The sequence below is a fragment of the Providencia sp. M-27 genome (assembly GCF_011077905.1).
GTDB classification, from domain to species: Bacteria; Pseudomonadota; Gammaproteobacteria; order Enterobacterales; family Enterobacteriaceae; genus Providencia; species Providencia huaxiensis.
The window spans coordinates 256,233-279,309 of the sequence record NZ_JAALBT010000006.1; the positions used below are offsets into that span (position 1 = coordinate 256,233).

Annotated in this window: 19 protein-coding genes; 10 read left to right on the top strand and 9 right to left on the bottom strand. The window is 40.1% G+C overall.

Annotated features, from left to right (window positions below; genetic code table 11):
• The first annotated feature begins 60 nt into the window (after window positions 1-60).
• The 4 genes from lolA to G6Q48_RS11325 all read left to right on the top strand — a co-directional run bounded on the left by lolA (window position 61) and on the right by G6Q48_RS11325 (window position 4,427).
• Window positions 61-681, top strand: a complete 621-nt coding sequence (lolA, locus tag G6Q48_RS11310; RefSeq protein ID WP_102138454.1) for an outer membrane lipoprotein chaperone LolA — start codon at window positions 61-63, stop codon at window positions 679-681.
• An 86-nt stretch (window positions 682-767) separates the two neighbouring features.
• Complete coding sequence (locus G6Q48_RS11315; protein WP_102138455.1) at window positions 768-2,111, top strand: replication-associated recombination protein A; 1,344 nt, start codon at window positions 768-770, stop codon at window positions 2,109-2,111.
• A 109-nt stretch (window positions 2,112-2,220) separates the two neighbouring features.
• Window positions 2,221-3,513, top strand: coding sequence for a serine--tRNA ligase (gene serS / locus G6Q48_RS11320; protein WP_004256329.1), 1,293 nt, complete (start codon window positions 2,221-2,223; stop codon window positions 3,511-3,513).
• Window positions 3,514-3,698: 185 nt separating this feature from the next.
• Window positions 3,699-4,427: a sulfite exporter TauE/SafE family protein gene (locus tag G6Q48_RS11325; protein WP_102138456.1), complete on the top strand. Its 729-nt coding sequence runs from the start codon at window positions 3,699-3,701 to the stop codon at window positions 4,425-4,427.
• Here the strand turns inward: G6Q48_RS11325 and G6Q48_RS11330 are convergent.
• From G6Q48_RS11330 to G6Q48_RS11340, 3 genes are all read right to left on the bottom strand, one after another.
• Window positions 4,413-5,306: a LysR substrate-binding domain-containing protein gene (locus tag G6Q48_RS11330; protein WP_166184662.1), complete on the bottom strand. Its 894-nt coding sequence runs from the start codon at window positions 5,304-5,306 to the stop codon at window positions 4,413-4,415. The genes G6Q48_RS11325 and G6Q48_RS11330 overlap by 15 nt on opposite strands.
• A 151-nt stretch (window positions 5,307-5,457) precedes the next feature.
• Window positions 5,458-6,264: a BPSS1780 family membrane protein gene (locus G6Q48_RS11335; RefSeq protein WP_102138458.1), complete on the bottom strand. Its 807-nt coding sequence runs from the start codon at window positions 6,262-6,264 to the stop codon at window positions 5,458-5,460.
• Between the two features lie 345 nt (window positions 6,265-6,609).
• Window positions 6,610-7,077: an Lrp/AsnC family transcriptional regulator gene (locus G6Q48_RS11340; RefSeq protein ID WP_166266520.1), complete on the bottom strand. Its 468-nt coding sequence runs from the start codon at window positions 7,075-7,077 to the stop codon at window positions 6,610-6,612.
• 149 nt (window positions 7,078-7,226) lie between these two features.
• Between G6Q48_RS11340 and G6Q48_RS11345 the strand changes: the two genes are divergently transcribed.
• Window positions 7,227-7,649, top strand: a complete 423-nt coding sequence (locus G6Q48_RS11345) for a DUF2000 domain-containing protein (RefSeq protein ID WP_166266522.1) — start codon at window positions 7,227-7,229, stop codon at window positions 7,647-7,649.
• Between the two features lie 47 nt (window positions 7,650-7,696).
• On the opposite strand, the gene pflA is transcribed toward G6Q48_RS11345, so the two are convergent.
• From pflA to G6Q48_RS11365, 4 genes are all read right to left on the bottom strand, one after another.
• Window positions 7,697-8,494, bottom strand: a complete 798-nt coding sequence (gene pflA / locus G6Q48_RS11350) for a pyruvate formate lyase 1-activating protein (protein ID WP_229597552.1) — start codon at window positions 8,492-8,494, stop codon at window positions 7,697-7,699.
• 121 nt (window positions 8,495-8,615) lie between these two features.
• Window positions 8,616-10,898 (bottom strand): formate C-acetyltransferase, encoded by a 2,283-nt coding sequence (gene pflB, locus G6Q48_RS11355; RefSeq protein ID WP_102138461.1) that lies wholly within the window; start codon window positions 10,896-10,898, stop codon window positions 8,616-8,618.
• A gap of 70 nt (window positions 10,899-10,968) precedes the next feature.
• Complete coding sequence (gene focA / locus G6Q48_RS11360; protein WP_102138462.1) at window positions 10,969-11,826, bottom strand: formate transporter FocA; 858 nt, start codon at window positions 11,824-11,826, stop codon at window positions 10,969-10,971.
• Between the two features lie 462 nt (window positions 11,827-12,288).
• Complete coding sequence (locus G6Q48_RS11365; RefSeq protein ID WP_166266523.1) at window positions 12,289-13,062, bottom strand: IclR family transcriptional regulator; 774 nt, start codon at window positions 13,060-13,062, stop codon at window positions 12,289-12,291.
• 346 nt (window positions 13,063-13,408) lie between these two features.
• On the opposite strand from G6Q48_RS11365, the gene G6Q48_RS11370 reads away from it, so the two are divergent.
• From G6Q48_RS11370 to G6Q48_RS11380, 3 genes are read left to right on the top strand one after another with little or no spacing between them, the layout of a single operon-like run.
• A complete protein-coding gene (locus tag G6Q48_RS11370) occupies window positions 13,409-14,302 on the top strand; it encodes a dihydrodipicolinate synthase family protein (RefSeq protein ID WP_166184650.1) in 894 nt (297 codons plus the stop codon).
• A 51-nt stretch (window positions 14,303-14,353) separates the two neighbouring features.
• A complete protein-coding gene (locus G6Q48_RS11375; protein WP_102138465.1) occupies window positions 14,354-15,667 on the top strand; it encodes an MFS transporter in 1,314 nt (437 codons plus the stop codon).
• Window positions 15,668-15,692: 25 nt separating this feature from the next.
• Window positions 15,693-17,288, top strand: coding sequence for a UxaA family hydrolase (locus G6Q48_RS11380; RefSeq protein WP_166266525.1), 1,596 nt, complete (start codon window positions 15,693-15,695; stop codon window positions 17,286-17,288).
• A 67-nt stretch (window positions 17,289-17,355) separates the two neighbouring features.
• Here the strand turns inward: G6Q48_RS11380 and ycaO are convergent, their stop codons facing one another.
• Window positions 17,356-19,110 carry a 30S ribosomal protein S12 methylthiotransferase accessory factor YcaO gene (gene ycaO, locus G6Q48_RS11385; protein WP_166266527.1) on the bottom strand — a complete coding sequence of 585 codons (1,755 nt, stop codon included), beginning with the start codon at window positions 19,108-19,110 and terminating at the stop codon, window positions 17,356-17,358.
• A 194-nt stretch (window positions 19,111-19,304) separates the two neighbouring features.
• On the opposite strand from ycaO, the gene ansB reads away from it, so the two are divergent.
• On the top strand, window positions 19,305-20,348 hold the full coding sequence (ansB, locus tag G6Q48_RS11390) for an L-asparaginase 2 (RefSeq protein WP_166266529.1): 1,044 nt from the start codon (window positions 19,305-19,307) through the stop codon (window positions 20,346-20,348).
• A gap of 535 nt (window positions 20,349-20,883) precedes the next feature.
• Complete coding sequence (gene chiP, locus G6Q48_RS11395) at window positions 20,884-22,281, top strand: chitoporin ChiP (RefSeq protein WP_166266531.1); 1,398 nt, start codon at window positions 20,884-20,886, stop codon at window positions 22,279-22,281.
• A gap of 166 nt (window positions 22,282-22,447) precedes the next feature.
• Here chiP and G6Q48_RS11400 read toward each other — a convergent pair whose 3' ends face one another.
• Window positions 22,448-22,981, bottom strand: a complete 534-nt coding sequence (locus tag G6Q48_RS11400) for a bactofilin family protein (protein WP_232368197.1) — start codon at window positions 22,979-22,981, stop codon at window positions 22,448-22,450.
• Window positions 22,982-23,077: the final 96 nt, after the last annotated feature.

The window sequence follows — 23,077 nt, forward strand, 5'->3', positions numbered from 1 at the left end:
TTTAAGGGGTGTATAAAGACGTAACACCTCTTATGGTAATAATTTTAAGGTCTTTCATCGATGAAAAAAATGATGTTATTGGGTGCGTTAGCCCTAAGTTTACATATTGGCCAAGTATTGGCAGACGCAAGCCAAGACCTTCAAGAACGTTTGAATAAGGTCAATAGCTTCCAAGCTAGCTTCTCGCAGAAGGTGACGAGTCCTGAAGGGGATTTGGTTCAAGAAGGTGTTGGGGACTTATGGCTTGAGCGTCCAAATTTATTTAATTGGAACATGACATCACCGGATGAAAGTGTACTTGTGTCAGATGGGAAAAATTTGTGGTTTTATAACCCGTTTGTCGAGCAAGTGACCGTGACTAATTTAGCTGATGCCACGCAGGATACGCCATTTTTACTGATTACGCGTAATGACCCGAAAGATTGGAAACAGTACTCAATCATTCAGCAGGGAAATACGTTTGATTTAAAACCAAAACAAACTAGTGGAACTTTAAAACGTTTTTCCATTACGGTTTCTCCCGAAGGGACGATTGAGCAGTTTTCAGCGGTTGAGCAAGATGGCCAAACTAGCGCTTATCAATTAAAAGAGCAGAAAAATGGTCGCGTTGATGCAAGTAAATTCAAATTTACAGTACCAAAAGGCGTCACTTTAGATGACCAGCGCTCAAATACCAAATAAGATTGATTAGAGAAAATATTAACCAGCAGTATTCATATTTGCTGGTTAATATATAAGATATTTTAAGAAGTAAAAAAGAGGATATCGTGGGTAACCTGTCTCTTGATTTTTCGCAGAATGAATTTCAACCTTTAGCAGCAAGAATGCGGCCTGAAACCCTTGAGCAATATATTGGGCAAAAACATTTACTGGCAGAGGGGAAACCGTTGCCACGTGCGATTAAAGCGGGTCATCTGCACTCCATGATTTTATGGGGGCCGCCAGGAACAGGTAAAACAACGCTTGCTGAAATTATTGGTAATTATGCACAAGCCGATATTGAACGTATTTCAGCAGTCACCTCTGGTATTAAAGAAATTCGAGAATCCATTGAAAAAGCTCGGCAAAATCGCAGTGCAGGGCGAAGAACCATTTTATTTGTCGATGAGGTTCATCGTTTTAATAAAAGCCAGCAAGATGCATTTTTACCACACATAGAAGATGGCACGATTACATTTATTGGTGCGACAACAGAAAATCCATCATTTGAATTAAATTCTGCATTGTTATCGCGTGCTAGGGTGTATTTGCTTAAATCCCTTGAAGAAAATGATATTGAACAGGTATTGTTGCAAGCACTGGCTGACACCTCTCGTGGCCTTGGAGGGCAAAATGTTGTTCTGCCTGATAGCACGCGCAAAATGGTTGCTCAGTTGGTTAATGGGGACGCTAGGCGTTCATTAAATCTGCTGGAAATGATGGCGGATATGGCCGAAGCGGATAGCCAAGGGCAGCGTATTTTATCCGCTGATTTATTAAAAGAAGTCAGTGGTGAACGAACCGCAAGGTTTGATAACAAAGGCGACCGTTATTACGACTTAATTTCTGCTTTGCATAAGTCGATTAGAGGCTCAGCACCAGATGCCGCACTGTACTGGTTTGCAAGGATCATCACCGCGGGTGGTGACCCACTGTATGTTGCTCGCCGGCTACTTGCAATTGCATCAGAAGATGTGGGTAATGCGGATCCTCGTGCGATGCAAGTCGCCATTTCAGCTTGGGATTGCTTCACGCGTGTGGGGCCAGCCGAAGGTGAGCGTGCGATTGCCCAAGCCATTGTTTATTTAGCATGTGCGCCGAAAAGTAATGCGGTTTATACCGCCTATAAGGCAGCGATTAAAGATGCGCAAATGCAGCCGGATTACGATGTGCCAGAACATCTTCGAAATGCCCCAACTAAACTATTAAAAGAAATGGGTGCAGGGAAAGAATATCGTTATGCGCATGATGAACCGAACGCATATGCTGCGGGGGAAAACTATTTTCCTGAACCTATGCAAACAACGCGTTATTACTACCCTACGAAACGGGGTCAAGAAAGCAAGTTTGCTGAAAAACTAGACTGGTTAGCCCAACAGGATCAAATTAGCACCACAAAACGCTATCGCTAAACTGGGCAATGCGGTAAGGTTATATAGCGAAATACTTTACTTTATTTGTTGTGCTGGAATGCACACTCAAAAAGTGTCATTAATTACTAACAATAATCACAGGATAAGCATGCTCGATCCCAATTTACTGCGTACGGAGCTAGACGCGGTTGCTGAAAAACTGGCTCGCAGGGGTTTTACCCTTGATGTGGAAAAGCTGCGTGAATTAGAAGAACGCCGCAAAGTTTTACAAGTTGAAACTGAAACCCTGCAAGCAGACCGTAACTCGCGATCGAAAACTATTGGTGCGGCGAAGGCACGTGGTGAAGATATCGAACCATTACGTCTGGAAGTTAACCAATTAGGCGAAAAATTGGATTCTGCAAAAGCAGAGTTAGATAAGCTGCAACAAGAAATCCGTGATATTGCCTTAAGTATCCCGAATATCCCAGATGACCAAGTGCCTGATGGTAAAGATGATTCTGACAACGTTGAGGTTGCACGTTGGGGCGAGCCTCGTCAGTATGATTTCGAAGTTAAAGACCATGTCAGTCTTGGCGAGTTATCCGGTGGCTTAGACTTCCCAGCTGCGGTAAAACTGACTGGCGCTCGTTTTGTTGTTATGAAAGGGCAAATTGCTCGCATGCACCGTGCATTGGCACAATTCATGCTTGATTTGCATACTGAACAACATGGTTACCAAGAGTTGTATGTTCCGTATTTAGTCAACCATGACACGCTGTACGGAACTGGCCAATTACCAAAGTTTGGTGAAGATTTGTTCCATACTAAACCATTGGAAGAGGAAGCGGACAGCAGTACTTATGCGTTGATCCCAACCGCAGAAGTCCCGGTGACTAACTTAGTTCGCGATGAAATTTTAGATGAAGACTCACTTCCTCTGAAAATGACTGCACATACCCCTTGTTTCCGTTCTGAAGCAGGGTCTTATGGCCGTGACACACGCGGTTTGATCCGTATGCATCAGTTCGACAAAGTTGAGTTAGTGCAAATCGTTCATCCAGAAAAATCCATGGATGCATTGGAAGAGCTGACTGGCCATGCCGAAAAAGTATTACAATTACTGAACTTGCCTTATCGTAAAGTGATTTTATGCACTGGTGATATTGGTTTTGGTTCACGTAAAACCTATGACTTAGAAGTGTGGTTACCAGCGCAAAATACGTATCGTGAAATTTCATCTTGTTCCAACATGTGGGACTTCCAAGCGCGTCGTATGCAAGCTCGTTTCCGCGGTAAGAGTGATAAGAAAACACAACTTGTTCATACTCTGAATGGTTCTGGTTTAGCGGTTGGTCGTACATTGGTGGCGATTTTAGAAAACTACCAATTAGCAGATGGCCGTATTGAAGTTCCAGAAGTATTGCGCCCATATATGAAAGGGTTAGAGTTCATCGGTTAATTTCCGTTACTCCTTCAAACATAAAACGCGACTGATGGTAGTCGCGTTTTTTTTTTGTGTAATTTAAAGTGTTTTGGTAAAAACATCCTCAGGCTAAGCCTGATCCCACCTCAATATTTTCCAAATAGCGACATTTAATGTAGGACATTAATCTACGGTAAAGTAAATTTATCGGAGTGATATTGATGGGTGTAATTATTGGTGTTTTCTTATTAGCAGGTATTGTAAAAGGAGTGATTGGACTAGGGTTACCAACAATCGCAATGGGATTATTAAGCACGTCAATGGAGCCTGTTGCCGCTGCTAGCTTGTTAATTATTCCTTCGTTAATCACGAATATATGGCAATTATTAATTGGTCCACAATTTATGGCGCTAATCAAACGGCTCAGTGGTTTTATTATTGGGGTCATGCTTGGCACATTATTCAGTTTTTTACCTTCTTTAACCTCGGCATCTCGCTGGACACTCCCTGCACTGGGTATCGTACTTATTATTTATGGGATATGGGGTTTAGTGGCTAAAAAAATGCCATCTTCCGAGAAATATGAAACATGGCTTTCGCCAACAGTGGGTTATATCACAGGTGTGATTACGGCTGCTACCGGAGTATTTGTTATTCCAGCTGTTCCGTATTTACAAACATTAAAATTAAATAAAGATGAGCTTATTCAGGCTCTAGGGTTAGCATTTACCGCATCAACAGTTGCATTAGCCATTAGATTATCCATTGACCAGCAACAGTATGATATTAATTGGAGTTTATCTGCCTTTGCCTTAATTCCTGCTATTGGTGGAATGTATCTTGGCCAATATTTTCGCCAGATCATTAGTGAAAAGGTATTTCGTCGTTGCTTTTTTATTGGGTTAACAGGATTAGGGATTTACATGGCGGCAAACTTAGCTTTCAGATGACCAGTTAATTAAAAAATGAATAAACTCGTTGGTATAATCAGGTAATTGGCTGAAATCTCGTGCGCAGATAACTAATTTTCGACATGCCCAATCTTCGGTCAATTGCACTATTTTAGTAGTAGAAAGTTGACTACGCTGTGCCGCTTGTTTGGGAATAATAGCAATGCCAATGCCATCATTAACCCCTTGCATTACAGCATCTAGAGTTGGCATGCGTACCCGGTAGTTGAGCCGTTTGCCTTGTTGTTTGGCATTATTATCAATATGTTTTTGTAATGGGTTATCTTCTATCAACCCCACAAATTCAGCATCAATAATATCAGAAAATGGAACACTCTTTTGGCTCGCCCAAAAGCTATCTTTATGGGCAAAAACGACTAATTCATCTGAGCTGAATGGTTGAATATCCAGACCAGTGAGGTCAGTAGAATCTGCGATAATACCAATATCTGCAATTTTATTTTTGATGGCAGTGACGATGTTAGCACTTGGCATTTCCTTCACGGATACAGACATAATGGGGTGTTGTCGTAAATATGCGCTAATACGGGCGGGTAAAAATTCCATTTGGGCAGAAGTATTACAAAGAATATTAATATGCCCACGCAGGTGTTGACTATATTGTCGCAGTTCATCTTGCATTAATTCAATTTGCTGCAAAACTGTTTTCGCATGCTCAATAAATACATGGCCTGCATTCGATAATGAAACACCTTTCACTGAACGAATAAATATAACGATGTTTAATTCGTTTTCTAGCCCACGTATTCGTTCACTTGCAGATTGCAGTGTAATATAAGTTAGTTTCGCTCCTTGGGTGATACTTCCTGCATTGGCGACATTAACACACAGTTTTAAATCAGTGATATCGAAATACATGGAAAACAACTCCAATTTATGAAAAGAAGAGGGAAATTATCATTTAAAGGAATATATGTGAATTTTTTCGGGATAGCAAAAAGGAAAGCAAATGCTTTCCTTTTTTTAGAACTAATGATTTAACAAAGTCGTCAAATCATCATATTTTGGTTTATTTTACTTGCGAGAAAAACAGGCTACGGTAGCTGCTGTAATAGCAAACATACATAATTGGCATAGAAACTAATAAACCTAAACCTAATGGAATAACTGAAATTATCATTAAGATAGAGATAACGATAAAGAACAGAATACCTGGCAGGATGTTTTTCTTAACGGCTTGTAAGCTTGCAGAAATTGCAGCGCCAACCGTGAAATCATGGTTCATCACTAATGCAGGAGCAAACCAAGTTAAGGCTGTACCCACTAATGCTGCAACAGCCATGATGATGATTGCAAAGAAGAATGTACCTGAAGAGGCAAGGATAGCAGCGTCTGATGGCGCACCATATTGGTTGCTTTCCATCAGTAAACCGAACATTGCAGAACCACCGATAATAAATGCGATGATCATACCAACTAAGTTAGCAGCAAAGTTGATTGCGCCTACAGCAAACAACGTACCAAATTTATTTTGGAAGCCTGCAAATAGTAAGCCGATTTCTGCTTGACCTGTTTTACGTTGATTTTCACTGATAGCAATAATACCACCGATAAAAATAGGTGTAATAAATGTAATTAATAAATTTAAGAATGGGATCATTGAAATGATAAAGATCACAGCAAACAGAACAATGTTAATCAAGATCCACATTCCCAGTTTTTCTTTAACGAGAGACCATGATTGGCTGATCCAGTTAACACCTTCGCCTGCATCTACTGCACGCGGTTCTGCGTGAAAAACAAATGTATCAGCTTGCGTTTGCGCATTAATTGTAGGTGCAGGGTTGTTATCTGCACTGAAGTTTTCATTATTCATAATAAAAAAGGAACCTGTTAGTCGTAGTGAATTAGCGATTAATTATTATTAATAAGTTTTTTGAGCTTATACTCATTCTTGTAACTTATCGGCAGTAGTATGCAGATAAGTTAGCTTATTATAAAGCAGACTATTCTGGTAAGGTATTTTTGATTAGAATTTTCTTGTATAAAATATTTTCTATCGAACTAAGATAGTTATCTATGCCTTAATGCACTGAATAGAATACGAATATTTAGTATATTTAGCGAAAAAAGCTATTTTGGGTTCTATCAACAAGGTTGAATCGTCAATTAAATAATCACGATTCATAATAATTAAGTAAGATTTTATTTAATTTAAAAGCTAAATAAGTGATATTGGGTAAGTATCTAACGGCTTAATTTCTTTAAGTACAAACATACTTTGCATTTCTTTGATACCTGGTAGCCGGCGAATAACCGTCATAGCAAAGTCGGCATAGGAGTCTAAATCATGGGATACAACCTGTAGTAAAAAGTCAGAATCACCACCAATACTGTAGCAAGCGACGACATTTTCTAGCTCAGTCACTTCTTGTTCAAATTTTTGTGCTTCAGCCTCGCTATCACTATCAATAATGACGCGAACAAAAACCATGACGCCTAAGCCAATCTTTCTACGATTGAGAATGGCGCGATACCCTTGAATAACATTTTCTTCTTCTAATTTTTTAACCCTTCGCCAACAGGGAGAGGCCGACATGCCTACTTTTTCGGCAAGTACTTGGTTAGTTATTCGAGCGTCATCTTGTAGTAACTTCAGTATTTTTATTTCTGTCTTGTCTATTGCCATAAATGGAAAGCTCTACCTTGAAAGTGCTTTTAATAGGATAAATTCACCTAAATCTTAGCGTGTAATGACTGAGTTAGAAAGCCTATTTCTTTCTTTAAATGTCATAATTATTGGGAAATTGAATACACATAAAATAGTAGGGGACAGGAATGATATTTAATCCAGCTGAGCATCGTTGTGCTATCGTCGTTAATCAGGATTTATCTAACGGGTTGGCAATGAATGCCGCTAGTGTGATTGGTGTGAGTTTAGGAAATAAAGTTAATAATATAGTAGGGGAAGATTTGAATAGCACAGATAATATTAATTACCCCGGGGTGATTTATGTGCCATTACCGATTTTAAAATCACCAGAGCAGTATATTAAAGAGATTGAAGTGGCTGCATTAAAGGTAAATGAAATATACGTTATTCCTGTTAGTTTGCTCGCTCAGTCTTGCCGTACTTATGATGAATATCAGCAAAAACTATCTGAGCAGCAATATAAAGATATTCAATTGGCAGGGATCGGCTTGGTGGGGAATAAAAAGGCAGTTACTCAGCTAATTGGCCATTTACCTTTGTTTAGATAGGAATAATAGCAGATAAAGTAGAGGCTCTATAAAGAGCCTCAAATTGGTTAGTACATCACTTTGTGACCATAACTTTCTAGAATACTTTTAACTCGTTCCATCACTTCTTTTGATGGTGGTCTAACGCCATCTAGTTTGTATTCTTCACCCATGGTTTCCCATTTGTGTTTACCAAGTTCGTGGTAGGGCAGTAATTCGATTTTTTCGATATTGCTCATATCTTTGGTAAATTCGCCCAGTAAATGTACTGAATGGTCGTCATCGCTCCAACCTGGCACGACAACATAGCGTACCCAAGTTTTCTGGTTGCGTTTGGCAAGGTAACGAGCAAATTCCAAAGTACGATGATTAGAAACACCTACTAATTTTTGATGAATATCGTCATCGATTTGTTTTAAATCTAACATCACCAAGTCAGTGACATCCATCAGTTCATCAATCACTGGGTCGTAGCGGCGCACGAATCCATTGGTATCAAGGCAAGTATGAATATTCTCTTTCTTACAGGCACGGAACCAGTCACGTACAAATTCAGCTTGTAAGATAGCTTCTCCGCCTGAGGCGGTAACACCTCCGCCAGTCGCATTCATAAAGTGGCGATAGGTTACGGCTTCTTTCATTAATTCTTCAACGGTAACAATGTTGCCACCGTGGGTATCCCAAGTATCGCGATTATGGCAATACAGGCAGCGCATTAAGCAGCCTTGAAAAAATACAATAAAGCGGATCCCAGGGCCATCGACGGTTCCGCATGATTCAAATGAATGAATACGGCCGAGTGTGGTTGGGGTTTCTGTCACATTAGTCGTCGCTATTGTTTTGGTTTTAGTATCATCGATAGACATAGCAGGCACTCCAAAATATCCTTCATACCGCAAACTTTAGAGAAAAATATCGTTGCTGGTATAGATAAAAAGACCCCGTAAAGCGGGGTCTTTAATTTACTTTATTTTAATGAGCTAATTATTACATTGTACTGGTGAAAGTACGAGTAATAACGTCTTGCTGTTGTTCTTTAGTCAGTGAGTTAAAACGTACAGCATAACCAGATACACGGATAGTCAGTTGTGGATACTTCTCTGGGTTTTCCATTGCATCTAACAGCATTTCACGGTTCATAACGTTAACGTTTAGGTGCTGGCCGCCTTCAATAGACGCTTCGTGGTGGAAGTAACCATCCATCAGACCCGCTAAGTTAGTTTTACGAACGTCGTCATCTTTACCTAATGCATTTGGTACGATAGAGAAAGTATAAGAAATACCATCTTTCGCGTAAGCAAATGGCAGTTTAGCAACAGAAGTCAGTGAAGCTACCGCACCTTTTTGGTCACGACCGTGCATTGGGTTTGCACCTGGTCCGAATGGCGCACCTGCACGACGACCATCTGGTGTATTACCTGTTTTCTTACCATACACAACGTTAGATGTGATGGTCAGGATTGACTGAGTTGGTACCGCGTTACGGTAAGTAGGCAGTTTCTGAATTTTCTTCATGAAACGTTCAACTAAGTCACACGCGATATCATCTACACGAGAGTCGTTGTTACCAAATTGTGGATATTCACCTTCGATTTCGAAGTCGATAGCGATACCGTCTTCATCACGAATTGGTTTAACTTTCGCATATTTGATTGCAGACAGTGAGTCAGCAGCAACAGATAGACCCGCGATACCACAAGCCATGGTGCGGTAAACATCACGGTCATGTAGTGCCATCAGTGAAGCTTCATAGCTATATTTGTCATGCATAAAGTGGATGCAGTTCAGTGCAGTGACGTACTGAGTTGCTAACCAGTCCATGAAGTGGTCCATTTGGTTCATCACAGTATCGAAATCTAAGACTTCATCCATGATTGGCGCATGTTTAGGACCTACTTGCATTTTCAGTTTTTCATCAACACCACCGTTGATGGTATACAGCATGGTTTTCGCTAAGTTTGCGCGAGCACCGAAGAACTGCATTTGTTTACCAACAATCATTGGGCTGACGCAACATGCGATTGCGTAGTCATCGTTATCGAAATCTGGACGCATCAAGTCATCGTTTTCATACTGAACTGATGAGGTATCGATAGACACTTTCGCCGCGAATTTTTTGAAATTCATTGGCAGTTTTTCTGACCACAGGATAGTCATGTTTGGCTCAGGAGATGGGCCCATGGTATACAGTGTGTTCAGGAAACGGAATGTGCTTTTCGTTACCAGAGTACGACCATCAAGGCCCATACCCGCTAATGATTCAGTTGCCCAGATTGGGTCACCAGAGAACAGCTCATCGTATTCAGGCGTACGTAAGAAACGTACCATACGCAGTTTCATGACTAAGTGGTCAATCAGTTCTTGCGCTTGTTGTTCGGTGATTTTACCTGCTTCTAAGTCACGTTGGATATACACGTCTAAGAAGGTAGATACACGACCAAATGACATTGCAGCACCGTTTTGTGATTTAACAGCGGCTAAGTAACCGAAGTAAGTCCACTGTACTGCTTCTTGTGCGTTTGTTGCTGGTGCAGAAATATCGTAACCGTATTTTGCAGCCATTTCTTTCATTTGACCCAATGCACGGTGCTGTTCAGCAATTTCTTCGCGCAGTTGGATAGTCATTTGTAAGTCTTCACCTTTTTCTAATCTTTCTTGCAAAGAGGTGAATTGGTTAAATTTGTCTTTCATCAGGAAATCAATACCGTACAGTGCAACACGACGGTAGTCACCGATGATACGACCACGACCATATGCATCAGGCAGACCCGTTAAGATACCTGATTTACGGCATTTTAAGATGTCTGGCGTGTAAACGTCGAAAACACCTTGGTTGTGAGTTTTACGGTATTCAGTGAAGATTTTTTTGATTTCTGGATCTAAAGTACGGTCGTATGCTTTACATGAGCCTTCAACCATTTTGATACCACCGAACGGGATAAGACCACGTTTCAGAGGTGCATCAGTTTGTAAACCAACGATTGTTTCTAATTCTTTTGTAATATAACCAGCATCATGGGAAGTGATGGTTGATGCGACATCTGTGTCAAAATCAACTGGCGCATGAGTGCGGTTTTCGATTTTGATCCCTTCCATGACTTTATCCCACAACTTGTCAGTTGCTGGAGTAGAGCCTGCTAAGAAAGATTCATCACCTTCATATGGAGTGTAGTTTTTCTGGATGAAGTCACGTACATCGACGTTGTCCTGCCAGTTACCTTGGTTAAAACCTTGCCATGCTAAAGCGAATTTTTCATTTAACTCGGACATGATACTTTTACCTTTTAACAATGGATCTTTTAGGGATCTTAATAAATCTTTTCGTGTGTGTCAGTGGCTATTAGTGTTTTTGGCCACTACGTAAATGCATAAACCAATAAATGAGGCCGACTAAAATCGCGCCGCCAATAATATTCCCGATAGTGACTGGAATTAAGTTATCTGTAATAAAATTACCAACCGTTAGATGTGAAAATTGGTCTGGAGACATATTTATTTGAGACCAATATTCAGCAGGAGCGAACTCTTTAATCATAATGCCTAACGGGATCATGAACATGTTTGCGATACTATGCTCAAAACCGCTCGCCACAAACATCGCGACAGGTAAAACTAAAACGACCAGTTTATCAGTTAAACTACGGCCGGAGTAACTCATCCAAACCGCAAGGCAAACCATTAAATTTGCTAAAATTCCTAATGCAACAGCTTCAATAAAGGTATGGTGTAATTTATGGCTGGTGGTTTGTAATACATTTAACCCCCATTGGCCATTGGCTGCGGTGTATTGCCCTGCAAACCAAATTAGTGCAACAAAGAATAACGCACCAATTAAGTTACCAATATAGACATTAAACCAGTTGCGGAACATTTGCCCCCAAGTAATTCTACCTGTGGCTTTTGAGACGATAGTGAGTACGGTGGAGGTGAAAAGGTCTGCGCCACATACAACCACTAACATCAGACCTAAGGAGAAACAAATCCCGCCAATAAGTTTAGTGAAACCATAAGGCGCTTCAGCTGCCCCAGTTGTTGCTGTGATATAGAATACAAACGCGATAGAGATAAAAATACCGGCAGTGAATGCTGACAAGTAAGTAATTGCAGGATGTTTATTTGCCTTATAAAAAGAGGCATCATCTGCGACTTGCGCCATTACAGCTGGTGGCAATAAATTAAAAGGGTTGTCAGCTTTCATACCAACACTCTCTTACAAAGTTGATTAATTATAGCACGCAATAATAGTAACAAAGGGGATAAATGGGAAATTTGATATGGATCATGAACTCGCTAGAGAGAGAGGTAAAAATGGTTAATGCAATGTTAAAATCAAGCGTAACCTAATGAAATAAATGATAAAAATATTTTTTAAAATTTATTAAAAATTTTTATAAAGTCAATTTTAAGCATCAGAATAAGTAAAAATATACGCGTAAATGTTAACTATTTAACATGAATATGATCCCTTTGGCATAAAATTTAACTTATGTTTGCATAATACCCTATTTAATTAGGGGGGATCCCGATATATCTTTCTTAGCTAAACTGTCTTTTTGCAATATTTATCTAACAATTATGCAAATAATAAAAGATTCATATAAATTAATCTATGAATTAAAGTGATATGTCTTAATGAAGTAATCCGTTTTTATCGTTATGGCTAGGTATAAAACTCAATATTTTCCAGTGTATTCAGTTCTTGCTCGATGCGTTCACGGCTCGTTAATAGTGTTTTGATGACCTGATCGATTTTTTGCTCATTGATACGGAAAGTGGGGATAGACACGCTAATTGCTGCTATGATTTTATCCCGCTGACGTAACGCGACAGCATAACAGGTTGTCTCTTCATTTATTTCTTTATTATCAATTGCATAGCTGTTTTTTCTGACGTCATCAAGTTGCTGACGTAGTTCCGCTAGAGTTTGCACACTGTATTGAGTTAAAGGGGTAAAACCCGAAGGGTAAAGCTGGGAAATTTGCTGGTCACTGTAATTGAAAATCATGGCCTTACCCAGTGCAGAATATATAGCAGGTAAGCGAGTACCAATATTAGAGATTAATTGAACTTTTTGCGCTGATTGAACTTTATCAATGTATAGCACATCAGCACCATCTAAAATCCCCATTTGGCACACTTCATTGCATTCATCTACGATATGTACCATTTCCCTATGAACCATTTTGAGCCAATAGGATTTTTCGAAAAATGAGCGGGAAAGGAGCGAGCAGGCGATACCTAAATAATATAGTTGGCTATTGTCATCATAATTAATATATCGATGTTCAACCAACGTTTTTAAGATAGGATAAATCGTCCCCTTTAAGATTTGTGTTTTATCAGAAAGTTGTGTCAAAGAAAGCCCAGTATTTTCAGCCGATAAAACTTGCAGTATTTCTAATACCCGAATTGTCGGCATGTGCCCCGTAGACATTAAACTACCTCCCTGATTAATTTTGTCGCTATTCTAGGTTTAAAATACCACTATGTAAATCATCTCAGAAATACCTTTAGTCTCAAATTGGTCATTCTTAATGATGGGTAAAGTCATCCAAAAGGCGTGAGCTTGCTCAAAATTTAGTAATAAAAAAAACAACTGCCAGCCAGTTTAATGGCTATTTTCTCACTTTAAATTCCTTTTTAATCAAATTGTTATATTTGGACTATATATGGATTGAATGAATTTGACTCAATCAGTAATTCATGATTTCTTGTTGTTTGTTTTTATTTGCGAATACAGTTTGTATATATGAACAATAATCAGCAAGGAGATTATCGGTATGGAAAGTCGTTATATCACGCCAGTAGTGACCATTTTTGATGACAAAGGTCGAGTGGATACAGAACAAAACATACGTGTTTATGACTCATTGAAAGGCAAGGTCTCTGGTTTTGTCACTATGGGCAGCACGGGGGAATTTTTTGCGCTCAATATGCAGAGCTCAAAAACATTAATCGACCTATGTGGTCGTTATCCAAAGGAGGAAATGCGTGTTTATGCAGGGGCAAGCCGCCTTGATGTGCAAGAGTCGATTGAATTAGCTAACTACGCATACGAAAAAGGAATTGATGGAGTGATGATTATCAGTCCATATTATTTTCCGTTGGATGATGAAGGTGTTTTTCGTTTTTACAGTACGATAGCAGCAAAAACATCTGCTAACATTTTCATTTATAACTTTCCTGAACGAACAGGTTATTCTGTCTCTCCAGATGTTTGCCTACGTTTAGCGGATAAATACCCCAATATCATCGGGTTGAAAGATACCATTCCTGATACGACTCATACTGCCCAAGTAATTGAAACGGTGAAATCACGCTTGCCTCATTTTGAGGTATACGCAGGTTACGATAATAACTTTGCTCATGTGGTGCTATCGGGAGGAAATGGTTGTATTGGTGGGCTTTCAAATATTGTTCCGCAATTTTTCGCATCATGGATGCAGGCGTTTACCCAAGGTGATTTAGCTTTAATAGCGAAACACCAACAACGAGTAGACCAATTGATGGCTATATATGGTGTTAATGCGCCATTTATCCCAACCTTTAAAAAAGCGTTGCAACTAAAAGGTGTGATTAATTCAGACTATTGTACAGCTCCATTTATTGGGTTGAACAATAAACAGGTTGAGCAACTTCAGCAGTTATTAACCCTTGCTGATTCACCACTCTGACTTTTCCTGAATCAAACACAATAGAACATCTTATCAACAGGGAAAAATATCATGGCGACAATCAAAGCTTATAACAATCCTGTTTTAAATTCTGCGATAGCTAAATCGTGGAAACGTTTAGTGCCTCTGATGTTTATTTTATATTTTGTTGCATTCATTGACCGGGTCAATGTGGGTTTTGCTAAAGATGCAATGCAAGTCGACATTGGTTTGTCTGATTCTGCGTTTGCTTTTGGTGCAGGTATTTTCTTTGCGGCATATGCGCTGTTTGGTATTCCCGCTAACTTAATTTTAAACAAAATTGGCGCACAAAAATGGCTGAGTATTACCACGGTAATCTGGGGAGTTCTGTCTGCAATGACAGGTTTTGTCACCAATGAGACGCAATTTATTATTTTACGCTTCTTATTGGGGTTGGGCGAAGCCGGGTTTTATCCAGGTATTCTATTATTAGCTTCCATTTATTTCCCCAACAATGTACGCGGCTCTGTAATTGGGATCTTCGTTTTAGGCGTACCTTTGGCGTTGACGCTGGGCTCACCATTATCAGGCGCATTACTGGAATTGCATGGCTGGTTAGGTCGGCCGGGTTGGTTCTGGATGTTTGTTATTGAAGGCCTTCCTGCTGTTGTGATTGGTATTTTTGCTTTCTTTTATTTGGATGACAGCCCTGAAAAAGCGCGTTTTTTAACTGAAGAAGAGAAAAAGGCCCTAATAGAACAATTAGCAAAAGAAAATGCAAAAACGGAAACCACATCGGTATCATCCGCACTGAAAAATATCAAAGTTTGGCACCTTGCACTGATTTACGGCACGATCCAAATCTCAGTATATGGTTTGATGTTCTTTCTGCCTTCCCAAGTTGCATCCTTAATGGGAGAAAGTTTAGGCTTTAAACAATCATTAGTTGCTGCAATACCTTGGGCTTGTTCTGCATTTGGGGTGTATTACATTCCTCGTTTTGCCGACCGCCATCCAACCCGTCGCATCGAAATCTCAGTTTTGTGTATGTTAGCTGCCGCATTAGGCTTGGCATTGTCAGCATTTGCTAGCCCTGTTTTTGCTATTGCGGCGTTATGTTTAAGCGCGGTTGGCTTTTTATCCGTTCAACCAGTGTTTTGGACGTTTCCACCTCAGTTATTAAGCGGCCCTGCATTAGCGGCAGGAATTGGTTTCTGTACCACTATGGGGGCATTTTGTTCATTCCTCGCACCAATAATTCGTGTTGAAGTCGATAAAATGATGAATAGCAATACCGCAGGTATCGTGACGTTAGCGGTGATCACCGTCGGTTGTGCCATCTTAATCGCATTACTTAAAAAAAACGCCCACAACAATAACATAAAGGCTTTGTCATCCCATTAATGGCATGCTTTCTGGAAGGTGAGATATGCAAAAAATATTAAGAATCGATGAGAGCGACAACCTAATTGTTGCCTTAAAAGACCTGCAAGCAGGAGAGGCTTATCGCTGGGGAAATGAAGACGTGACCCTAGTGACAGATGTTAAAGCAAAACATAAGTTTGCGATGGAAGCGATACCTATTGATGGCATTGTTTCGATGTATGGCACCGCAGTAGGAAAAGCCACAAAGCCAATCGCAAAAGGAGAAGTTATCACCGTTGATAATATTCGCCATTACGCAGCCCCAGTTTCTTTAGAACAAGACGTACCATATGAGTGGAAAGCCCCTGATGTGTCTGCATATCAAGGGCGCACGTTTAAAGGCTATGTCCGTGAGGATGGGCGAGTGGGAACCGCAAATTACTGGCTGATCTTTCCATTAGTATTTTGTGAAAACCGCAATGTAACAAAACTTACTGATGCCTTAAATGAAGCATTAGGTTATACCAATAATAGTTTGAAAAACTTTGCATTAGATTTAACTGTGGGTGAGCAAGGGGGCGTCGCAAAACCTAAATTATTCCCACATATAGAAGGCGTGCGTTGCATTACGGTCACGAGTGGTTGCGGTGGCGCGACCTCTGACAGTAAGACCATGTGTGATGTGCTTGCTGCCTATGCGGATCACCCCAATGTCATCGGTATTACCGTCTTCAGTTTGGGCTGTGAAAAAGCACAGCGCAAAATGTTTAAAGAGTCACTCGCCGTTCGTAACCCCAATTTTGCTAAACCTGCACTTTACTTCCGCCAGCAAGAATGGAATAGCGAAGAAGAAATGATGCAAACCGCTTTGAAGCAAACTTATGAATGCATGAAGGCTGTCATACCGCAATCACGTATGGATGTTCCGTTGTCCCATTTAAAACTCGGTGTGAAATGTGGTGCTTCTGACGGTTTTTCTGGGATTTCGGGTAATCCAGCGATGGGGCTAGTCTCTGATTGGCTCGTCACGTTGGGGGGCGCATCTGGGTTAGCTGAATTCCCTGAATTGTGTGGTGCAGAAGGGGATATGGTGAAGCGATGCATCTCTTTTGAGGATAAGAAAAAATTCTTAGACTTGATGGAATGTTATGAAAAAACAGCGAATTTCTTTAATACTACGATTGCGGATAATCCGAGTCCCGGCAATGTTGCGGACGGATTAATAACCGACGCGATTAAATCGACGGGAGCGGCTAAAAAAGGTGGAACCTCACCAATTAGTGCGGTATGCGACTATGCGGAGCCAATGCCAGACAGCGGGTTATCATTAGTTTGCACGCCGGGTAATGATGTTGATGCGGTCACTGGCCTCGTTGCTGCAGGCTGCAACGTAGTTATTTTTTCGACAGGGCTCGGAACTCCCACAGGAAACCCGATTGTGCCAGTTTTAAAAATATCGACTAATAGCGCAATTGCAACACGTTTGTCAGACATGATTGATTATGATTGTGGGCCAATTATTGATGGGGTTCCATTACCGACAATAAGTAAAGGGTTATTTGAACGGGTGATTGAAACGGCAAGTGGTGACTATCAGGTCCAAGCGGATCGGCTAGAGCAGTTTGATTTCTTATTATGGAAACGTTCATTGGATTTATAATTAATATAAACCAATAAAATGTAAAAATGTTGACGGGGTGAACTCCCCGTCAACGAATCAATTCACATTATGCATTGTCACGCTTTGCTTTTTGCAGCTTTTCATAAGCTGCCAGCAAGGCTTGGTGCGCAGGAAGTGCTTTCAGTTCTTCGTCAATCGACCACAAACCATAAAAGCATGCTTCCCCAGCGATAGCAGCGGATGCCGCATCTACTGCTTCTTGCCCATACATACGTACAAATGCGTTGTAGTATTGCGCAGGGTCACGCTCTTCTTCTTGGGATAACAACAACAGGGTTTGCAAGCAACGATAATAATTTGCACGCTCAGCAGTAAATACCGAACTATTGAAGTCTTGTGTCCATTCAACCCAAGCCAGTGCTTGTTCAAGATCACCACCCGCCAGTGCTAACATGGATTTTAGCTCGCCAATACGCAGGTTACTCCACCCATTGTCTTTACCTACAGCCAAACCGAGTAATTCACGAACACGGGTAAAATCATCTAAACCGTCATCATCTAGTTGCTCGATAAGGGCAAGATAATCTTGTTTTTCCCATTGGCTATCAGGCAGGTTGATAATGGTGTCGCGTAAATAAGCGCCCATCGCGTTATTTGCGATATGTAAATCTTCTACTGGGTAAATATCAGACATACCCGGGACTAAAATACGGCAAGCGTAGACACCCAAATGGTTATAATCTGCAATATAGACTTCAGCATCTAATGTATTGAAAATACTGATAAGTGTTGCAAATTCTTCTTGAGTTGTGCCTTTAAAGCTCCAATCTGCAAAGGCATAATCGGCATCATCTTTAAACAAATCCCAGCTAATTAAACCGCTTGAATCAATAAAGTGTGTTTCAAGGTTTGTGTGTTCAGCCACTTCCTCGTCATCAAAGGTCGGCGCATTAAACACATCGAGGTCTTTTAAGCCACGGCCTTGCAGCAATTCGGTGACGGTACGCTCAAGGGCAACACCAAAGTCAGGATGAGCACCAAATGAGGCAAAACAAGTCCCGTTCTGTGGGTTAAATAATACCACACAAATTACAGGGTATTGGCCGCCCAGTGATGCGTCATAACAGAAAATTGGAAAACCTTCTTTTTCTAAGGTTTCAACGGCTTCAACTACTGCAGGGTAGCGTGCCATGACGTCAGCAGGGATAGCCGGTAAGCTAATACTTTCAGCAATGATTTTATTTTTTACAAAGCGTTCAAAGACTTCGGAAAGGCCTTGTACACGGGCTTCGTTGGCGGTATTTCCCGCAGACATTCCGTTAGAAACATATAGGTTGCCAACGATATTCATTGGAATGTACACGGTTTGGTTGTCTGATTGGCGGGTAAATGGCAGAGCGCAGATACCACGTTCTTCATTGCCGGACTGTAAGTCAATTAATTGGCTAGCGGCTAAGGCGTTGTCGGGGTCATAAAACTTAATCAAACGATTGTCTAATAACCCTTCAGGTAAACTGTCATCTTCGGTTAATGGGAACCATTTTTCATTAGGATAATGAACAAAATCCCCTTCAGCGATAGATTTACCGAGGTAAAAGTCCGCAAAGAAGTAATTCGTTGATAAACGCTCAAAATACTCACCAAGCGCTGAGGCTAATGCGGCTTTTTTGCTCGCCCCTTTACCATTAGTGAAGCAAAGCGGGCACGCTTTATCGCGAATATGTACAGACCAAACGTTGGGAACAGGGTTTAACCAAGAGGCTTCTTCAATATCAAACCCTAATTTCTTTAATTTGGTTTGAAATGCATCGATGGAATCTTCAAGAGCGGCATCTTTGCCGGGAATAAAAGTTTGGCTCATTGTCAGTCACTTGTGAATAGAGTGTTTCAAACGGCCTATGATACGGATTTTTGTCGTAAGCCTCACGCTTTTTATTTATTCATAGTTAAATCATCTTAATATTTATTATTTATCCTAAAATAATTGCATAGGTCACATCAAATCCAGCATAAATCCACATAATAACTGAAGTTTATTAATGAAAGGAAAATAGGATGAAAAACAGAAATAAAGCGCTTTTAGCGACATTGGTTTCACTGTTTGCCGTATCCGCTATCGCTCAACCTAATATTACGGTATTGGCGACAGGGGGAACGATAGCAGGTGGTGGTGATTCAGCCACATCTTCCAGTTATCAAGCGGGTAAAGTCGGGATTGATGCTTTAATTAATGCCGTGCCAGAAACCCAAAAAATTGCCAATTTAAGTGGTGAGCAGTTGGTGAATATTGGTTCACAAGATATGAATGACCAAGTCTGGCTGACACTGGCGAAAAAAATTAACCAAGATTGCGATAGAACAGATGGTTTTGTAATCACTCATGGTACTGATACTTTAGAAGAAACGGCATTTTTCCTTGATTTAACCACGCAATGTAAAAAGCCAATTGTCTTGGTTGGTGCAATGCGTCCTTCAACAGCTTTGGGCGCTGATGGTCCTTTGAACCTGTATAATGCAGTAGTTTTAGCGACGGATAAGTCTGCTGGAGAGCGTGGTGTTTTGATGGCAATGAACGATAAAGTCGTGCAAGGCCGTAATGTGATGAAAATGAGCACCACTGAAGTACAGGCATTTGATGCCGTTAATAGTGGGGCAGAAGGTTTTATTCATGATGGTAAAGTCACCTATTTCCAAGCACCACAACCACGTGGTGACAAAGCGGCATTTGATGTAAGCAAACTCGAAAAGCTCCCTGCGGTAGGTATCGTTTATAATTATGCGAATGCATCAGCAGCTCCTGTGAAAGCCTTGAGAGAAGAAGGGGTTGAAGGAATTGTAAGCGCAGGTGTGGGTAACGGTAATATGTATAAAGTGGTATTTGACGCTTTAGCAAAAGCAGCGAAAGAAGACGTGGTTGTCGTTCGTTCAAGCCGTGTACCAACAGGTTATACAACAAGAAATGCTGAAGTAGATGACAATTTATATGGTTTTGTAGCTTCAGAAAGGTTGAACCCGCAAAAAGCGCGTGTATTGCTGCAATTAGCCTTAACCCAGACTAAAGATCCCCAGCAAATTCAGGCATTATTTGAAAAATATTAATTATCAAAATAAGTGTTAATTCAATACAGCGGGGTGCAGTAGCCTGTACCCCGTTAGTTTTATTGTTGCTAAGAAATTTCATATTTATGTATGTTATTTTTCAGCATAACAACATTTATCCTAAGCATTTCACTCAATATCTGATTTTTTTTAAGACAATTAGGTCAATGTGGTGATAGAAATTAGAGAATTCTTATCAAATAGCAAAAATTAAGGTCCAAAGGGTTAATTTACAGATTTTATCTTAAGCCCCACCGAATGTGTTTCTCTTCATTATTTTTCATATTTATCAATATATTAAATTTTATTTTTAGTAAGGTCATCACCGGTGATAATGGCAGTTAATTAAAATTAATGTGCCGTTGATCATATTTTGGCAACAAAGCCTGTATCTGTGTTGATAATTCGCGTTGCAAAAAATAGGCTAAATACATCGCAAGAGGCATAACTCATTGTGAATATTTAGATTTAAATGGAAAGTTAAATCGTATTTCGGCCGAAAAATAAAATTAAAAAATATTAGAGGAATACAAGAATGGTTAATAAAAATGTCAATACTGGCAGGAAATTGCTCGTCTTAAAAATTGCAATAGCGATGCTTCCTATTGGTTACCAGCCAATTATGCATGCGGAGCAATTTCTTGAAGATTCAAAACTTACTGGTGGCCTTTACTACTGGCAACGAGATCGTTCACGTAAGGATTTAGACCCAAATAGCGATAAATATAAAAAATATGCGGATAATCTTAAACACTCAACGTTTAATGCCAGCCTAGATTTCTCATCCGGCTACTTCCAGGACATCATTGGGCTTGATTTAGCCGGTTTTACAGCTATTGAGCTATCAAATAGTGGGCCTGCTGCGCCAAATGAAATCGGCTTTAGTGATGCGAAATCACGTTGGGATGAAAAATGGACAGGGGATCGCAGTGGTGTGACTTTTTATAAGGCTGCTGCAAAATTGAAATATGGCCCTTTCTGGGGGAGAGGCGGCTATATTCAGCCAACGGGGCAAACGCTTTTAGCATCCCATTGGAGTTATATGCCTGGAACATACCGCGGATTAGAGCTGGGTGGGGTGTTTGATTTTGAGCAAAATGGTGAACTCAGCATGTCTTATATGTGGACCGACCGCTATAAAGCGCCTTGGTACCGTAGTATGTATGACTTTCGTGAAGCGGATGGTAAAACTGGGATCAGCTATTTACACTCAATTGGCTTTAAATATGACTTTAAAAACCATCTAGTCCTTGAAGGTGCATATGGGCAAGCTAAAAGTTATATGGATCAATATTTTGCCAAGGTTTCCTATGCTACTCCTGTTGTAGGCCGTGACTTACGTATGTCTTATCAATTTTATGGAGCAAAAGACAAGGTTTCAGACGGCGGAGTTAACGATGTTTATGACGGTTTAGCTTGGTTGCAAGCGATGACATTAGGTTACACCTACGATGAATTTGATTTTAAAGTTGAGGGAACCTATGTAAAAGCTAAAGGCAATCAAGGTTATTTCCTACAGCGTATGACCCCTGGCTGGGCAACATCAAATGGCCGTATGGATATTTGGTGGGATGGCCGTTCAGACTGGAATGCTAATAATGAAAAAGCAGTAATGGCAGGTGTCATGTATGATTTAAAAAATTGGGATTTAGCCGGATGGAAGGTCGGAACCTCATATATTTATGGATGGGATGCAAAACCAAGTACGAATAGCCAATATGCTCAAGATGTACGTTTGAAAGAAAGTGCATGGAACTTTGATATTTTATATACCGTACAGTCAGGTAGAGCGAAAGATACGTTGTTTAAACTGCATTTTACCAAATATGATAACCATACAGATATTCCGAGCTATGGCGGTGGTTACGGAAATATCTTCCAAGATGAAAAAGATATTAAATTTATGGTGATGATGCCATTTACTGTATTTTAAAGTATAAAACATTTTAGTCACAATGACTGCTATAGGGGAAACCATGGCAGTCATTAAAGGGTATTACCTTATATTTTTAATAATGAATAAGATATTAGCGTAAGGATAAATGCCTATATTAAAGCTTAAAAATAAGGTGAGTATTTTCACCTTATTTTTATTGTAATTATAAAGATGCATTATTTACACTTTCATTGAGTATGAAAGTGTCTTGTTTTAGTTTATCTTTTAATACGGTAACTTTTTCTGAATGATGAGCTGGGTTTTTAACTTGTGCTTGACCAGATAAAATCCCACCTTTTTTAATTGATAAACTGCTGTAATGGATCGTGCCGTGGATTTCTCCATTATTTTCAATACAAATAGTATCAGAGTGGCATTCACCTTCAATTCGCCCATTTACCACCAGTTCTTTGCAGGTGATATTTCCTGTCACTTGGCCGTTTAACATAACTTTAACCATATTATCTTTTCCAGTTATATTCCCAATGACTTTTCCGTAGATATGCACTTGCTCATTAGAGGTAATATTTCCTTCAAAAATAACGTCCCTAGAGATAATCGTATTCGATTTTTCTTCACTAATAGTTGGAGTTGATAGTGTGACTTGTTCTTCTATCTTTATGGTCACTTCAGGCTCACTACTTATCGAAGGGGGCGTTGCTGTAGGTGCGGGCTTGTTTTGTCTTTTGGTGAACATTTTACTTACCTTTTTTTGATTGAAGTATACGATCAAGAACAGTATTGATAATGCAAACGAAAATAAGGCGATAGTTAAATAGCTAAAAAACCACCC

Bases quoted from the DNA above. Each gene is read 5' to 3' on its own strand.
- G6Q48_RS11325 (WP_102138456.1), top strand. From the start codon at position 3,699: ATGGGTGTAATTATTGGTGTTTTCTTATTAGCAGGTATTGTAAAAGGA.
- pflB (WP_102138461.1), bottom strand. From the start codon at position 10,898: ATGTCCGAGTTAAATGAAAAATTCGCTTTAGCATGGCAAGGTTTTAAC.
- G6Q48_RS11370 (WP_166184650.1), top strand. From the start codon at position 13,409: ATGGAAAGTCGTTATATCACGCCAGTAGTGACCATTTTTGATGACAAA.
- G6Q48_RS11340 (WP_166266520.1), bottom strand. From the start codon at position 7,077: ATGGCAATAGACAAGACAGAAATAAAAATACTGAAGTTACTACAAGAT.
- pflA (WP_229597552.1), bottom strand. From the start codon at position 8,494: ATGTCTATCGATGATACTAAAACCAAAACAATAGCGACGACTAATGTG.
- G6Q48_RS11375 (WP_102138465.1), top strand. From the start codon at position 14,354: ATGGCGACAATCAAAGCTTATAACAATCCTGTTTTAAATTCTGCGATA.
- chiP (WP_166266531.1), top strand. From the start codon at position 20,884: ATGGTTAATAAAAATGTCAATACTGGCAGGAAATTGCTCGTCTTAAAA.
- focA (WP_102138462.1), bottom strand. From the start codon at position 11,826: ATGAAAGCTGACAACCCTTTTAATTTATTGCCACCAGCTGTAATGGCG.
- G6Q48_RS11335 (WP_102138458.1), bottom strand. From the start codon at position 6,264: ATGAATAATGAAAACTTCAGTGCAGATAACAACCCTGCACCTACAATT.
- G6Q48_RS11345 (WP_166266522.1), top strand. From the start codon at position 7,227: ATGATATTTAATCCAGCTGAGCATCGTTGTGCTATCGTCGTTAATCAG.
- serS (WP_004256329.1), top strand. From the start codon at position 2,221: ATGCTCGATCCCAATTTACTGCGTACGGAGCTAGACGCGGTTGCTGAA.
- ansB (WP_166266529.1), top strand. From the start codon at position 19,305: ATGAAAAACAGAAATAAAGCGCTTTTAGCGACATTGGTTTCACTGTTT.
- G6Q48_RS11365 (WP_166266523.1), bottom strand. From the start codon at position 13,062: ATGTCTACGGGGCACATGCCGACAATTCGGGTATTAGAAATACTGCAA.
- lolA (WP_102138454.1), top strand. From the start codon at position 61: ATGAAAAAAATGATGTTATTGGGTGCGTTAGCCCTAAGTTTACATATT.
- G6Q48_RS11330 (WP_166184662.1), bottom strand. From the start codon at position 5,306: ATGTATTTCGATATCACTGATTTAAAACTGTGTGTTAATGTCGCCAAT.
- G6Q48_RS11400 (WP_232368197.1), bottom strand. From the start codon at position 22,981: ATGTTCACCAAAAGACAAAACAAGCCCGCACCTACAGCAACGCCCCCT.
- ycaO (WP_166266527.1), bottom strand. From the start codon at position 19,110: ATGAGCCAAACTTTTATTCCCGGCAAAGATGCCGCTCTTGAAGATTCC.
- G6Q48_RS11380 (WP_166266525.1), top strand. From the start codon at position 15,693: ATGCAAAAAATATTAAGAATCGATGAGAGCGACAACCTAATTGTTGCC.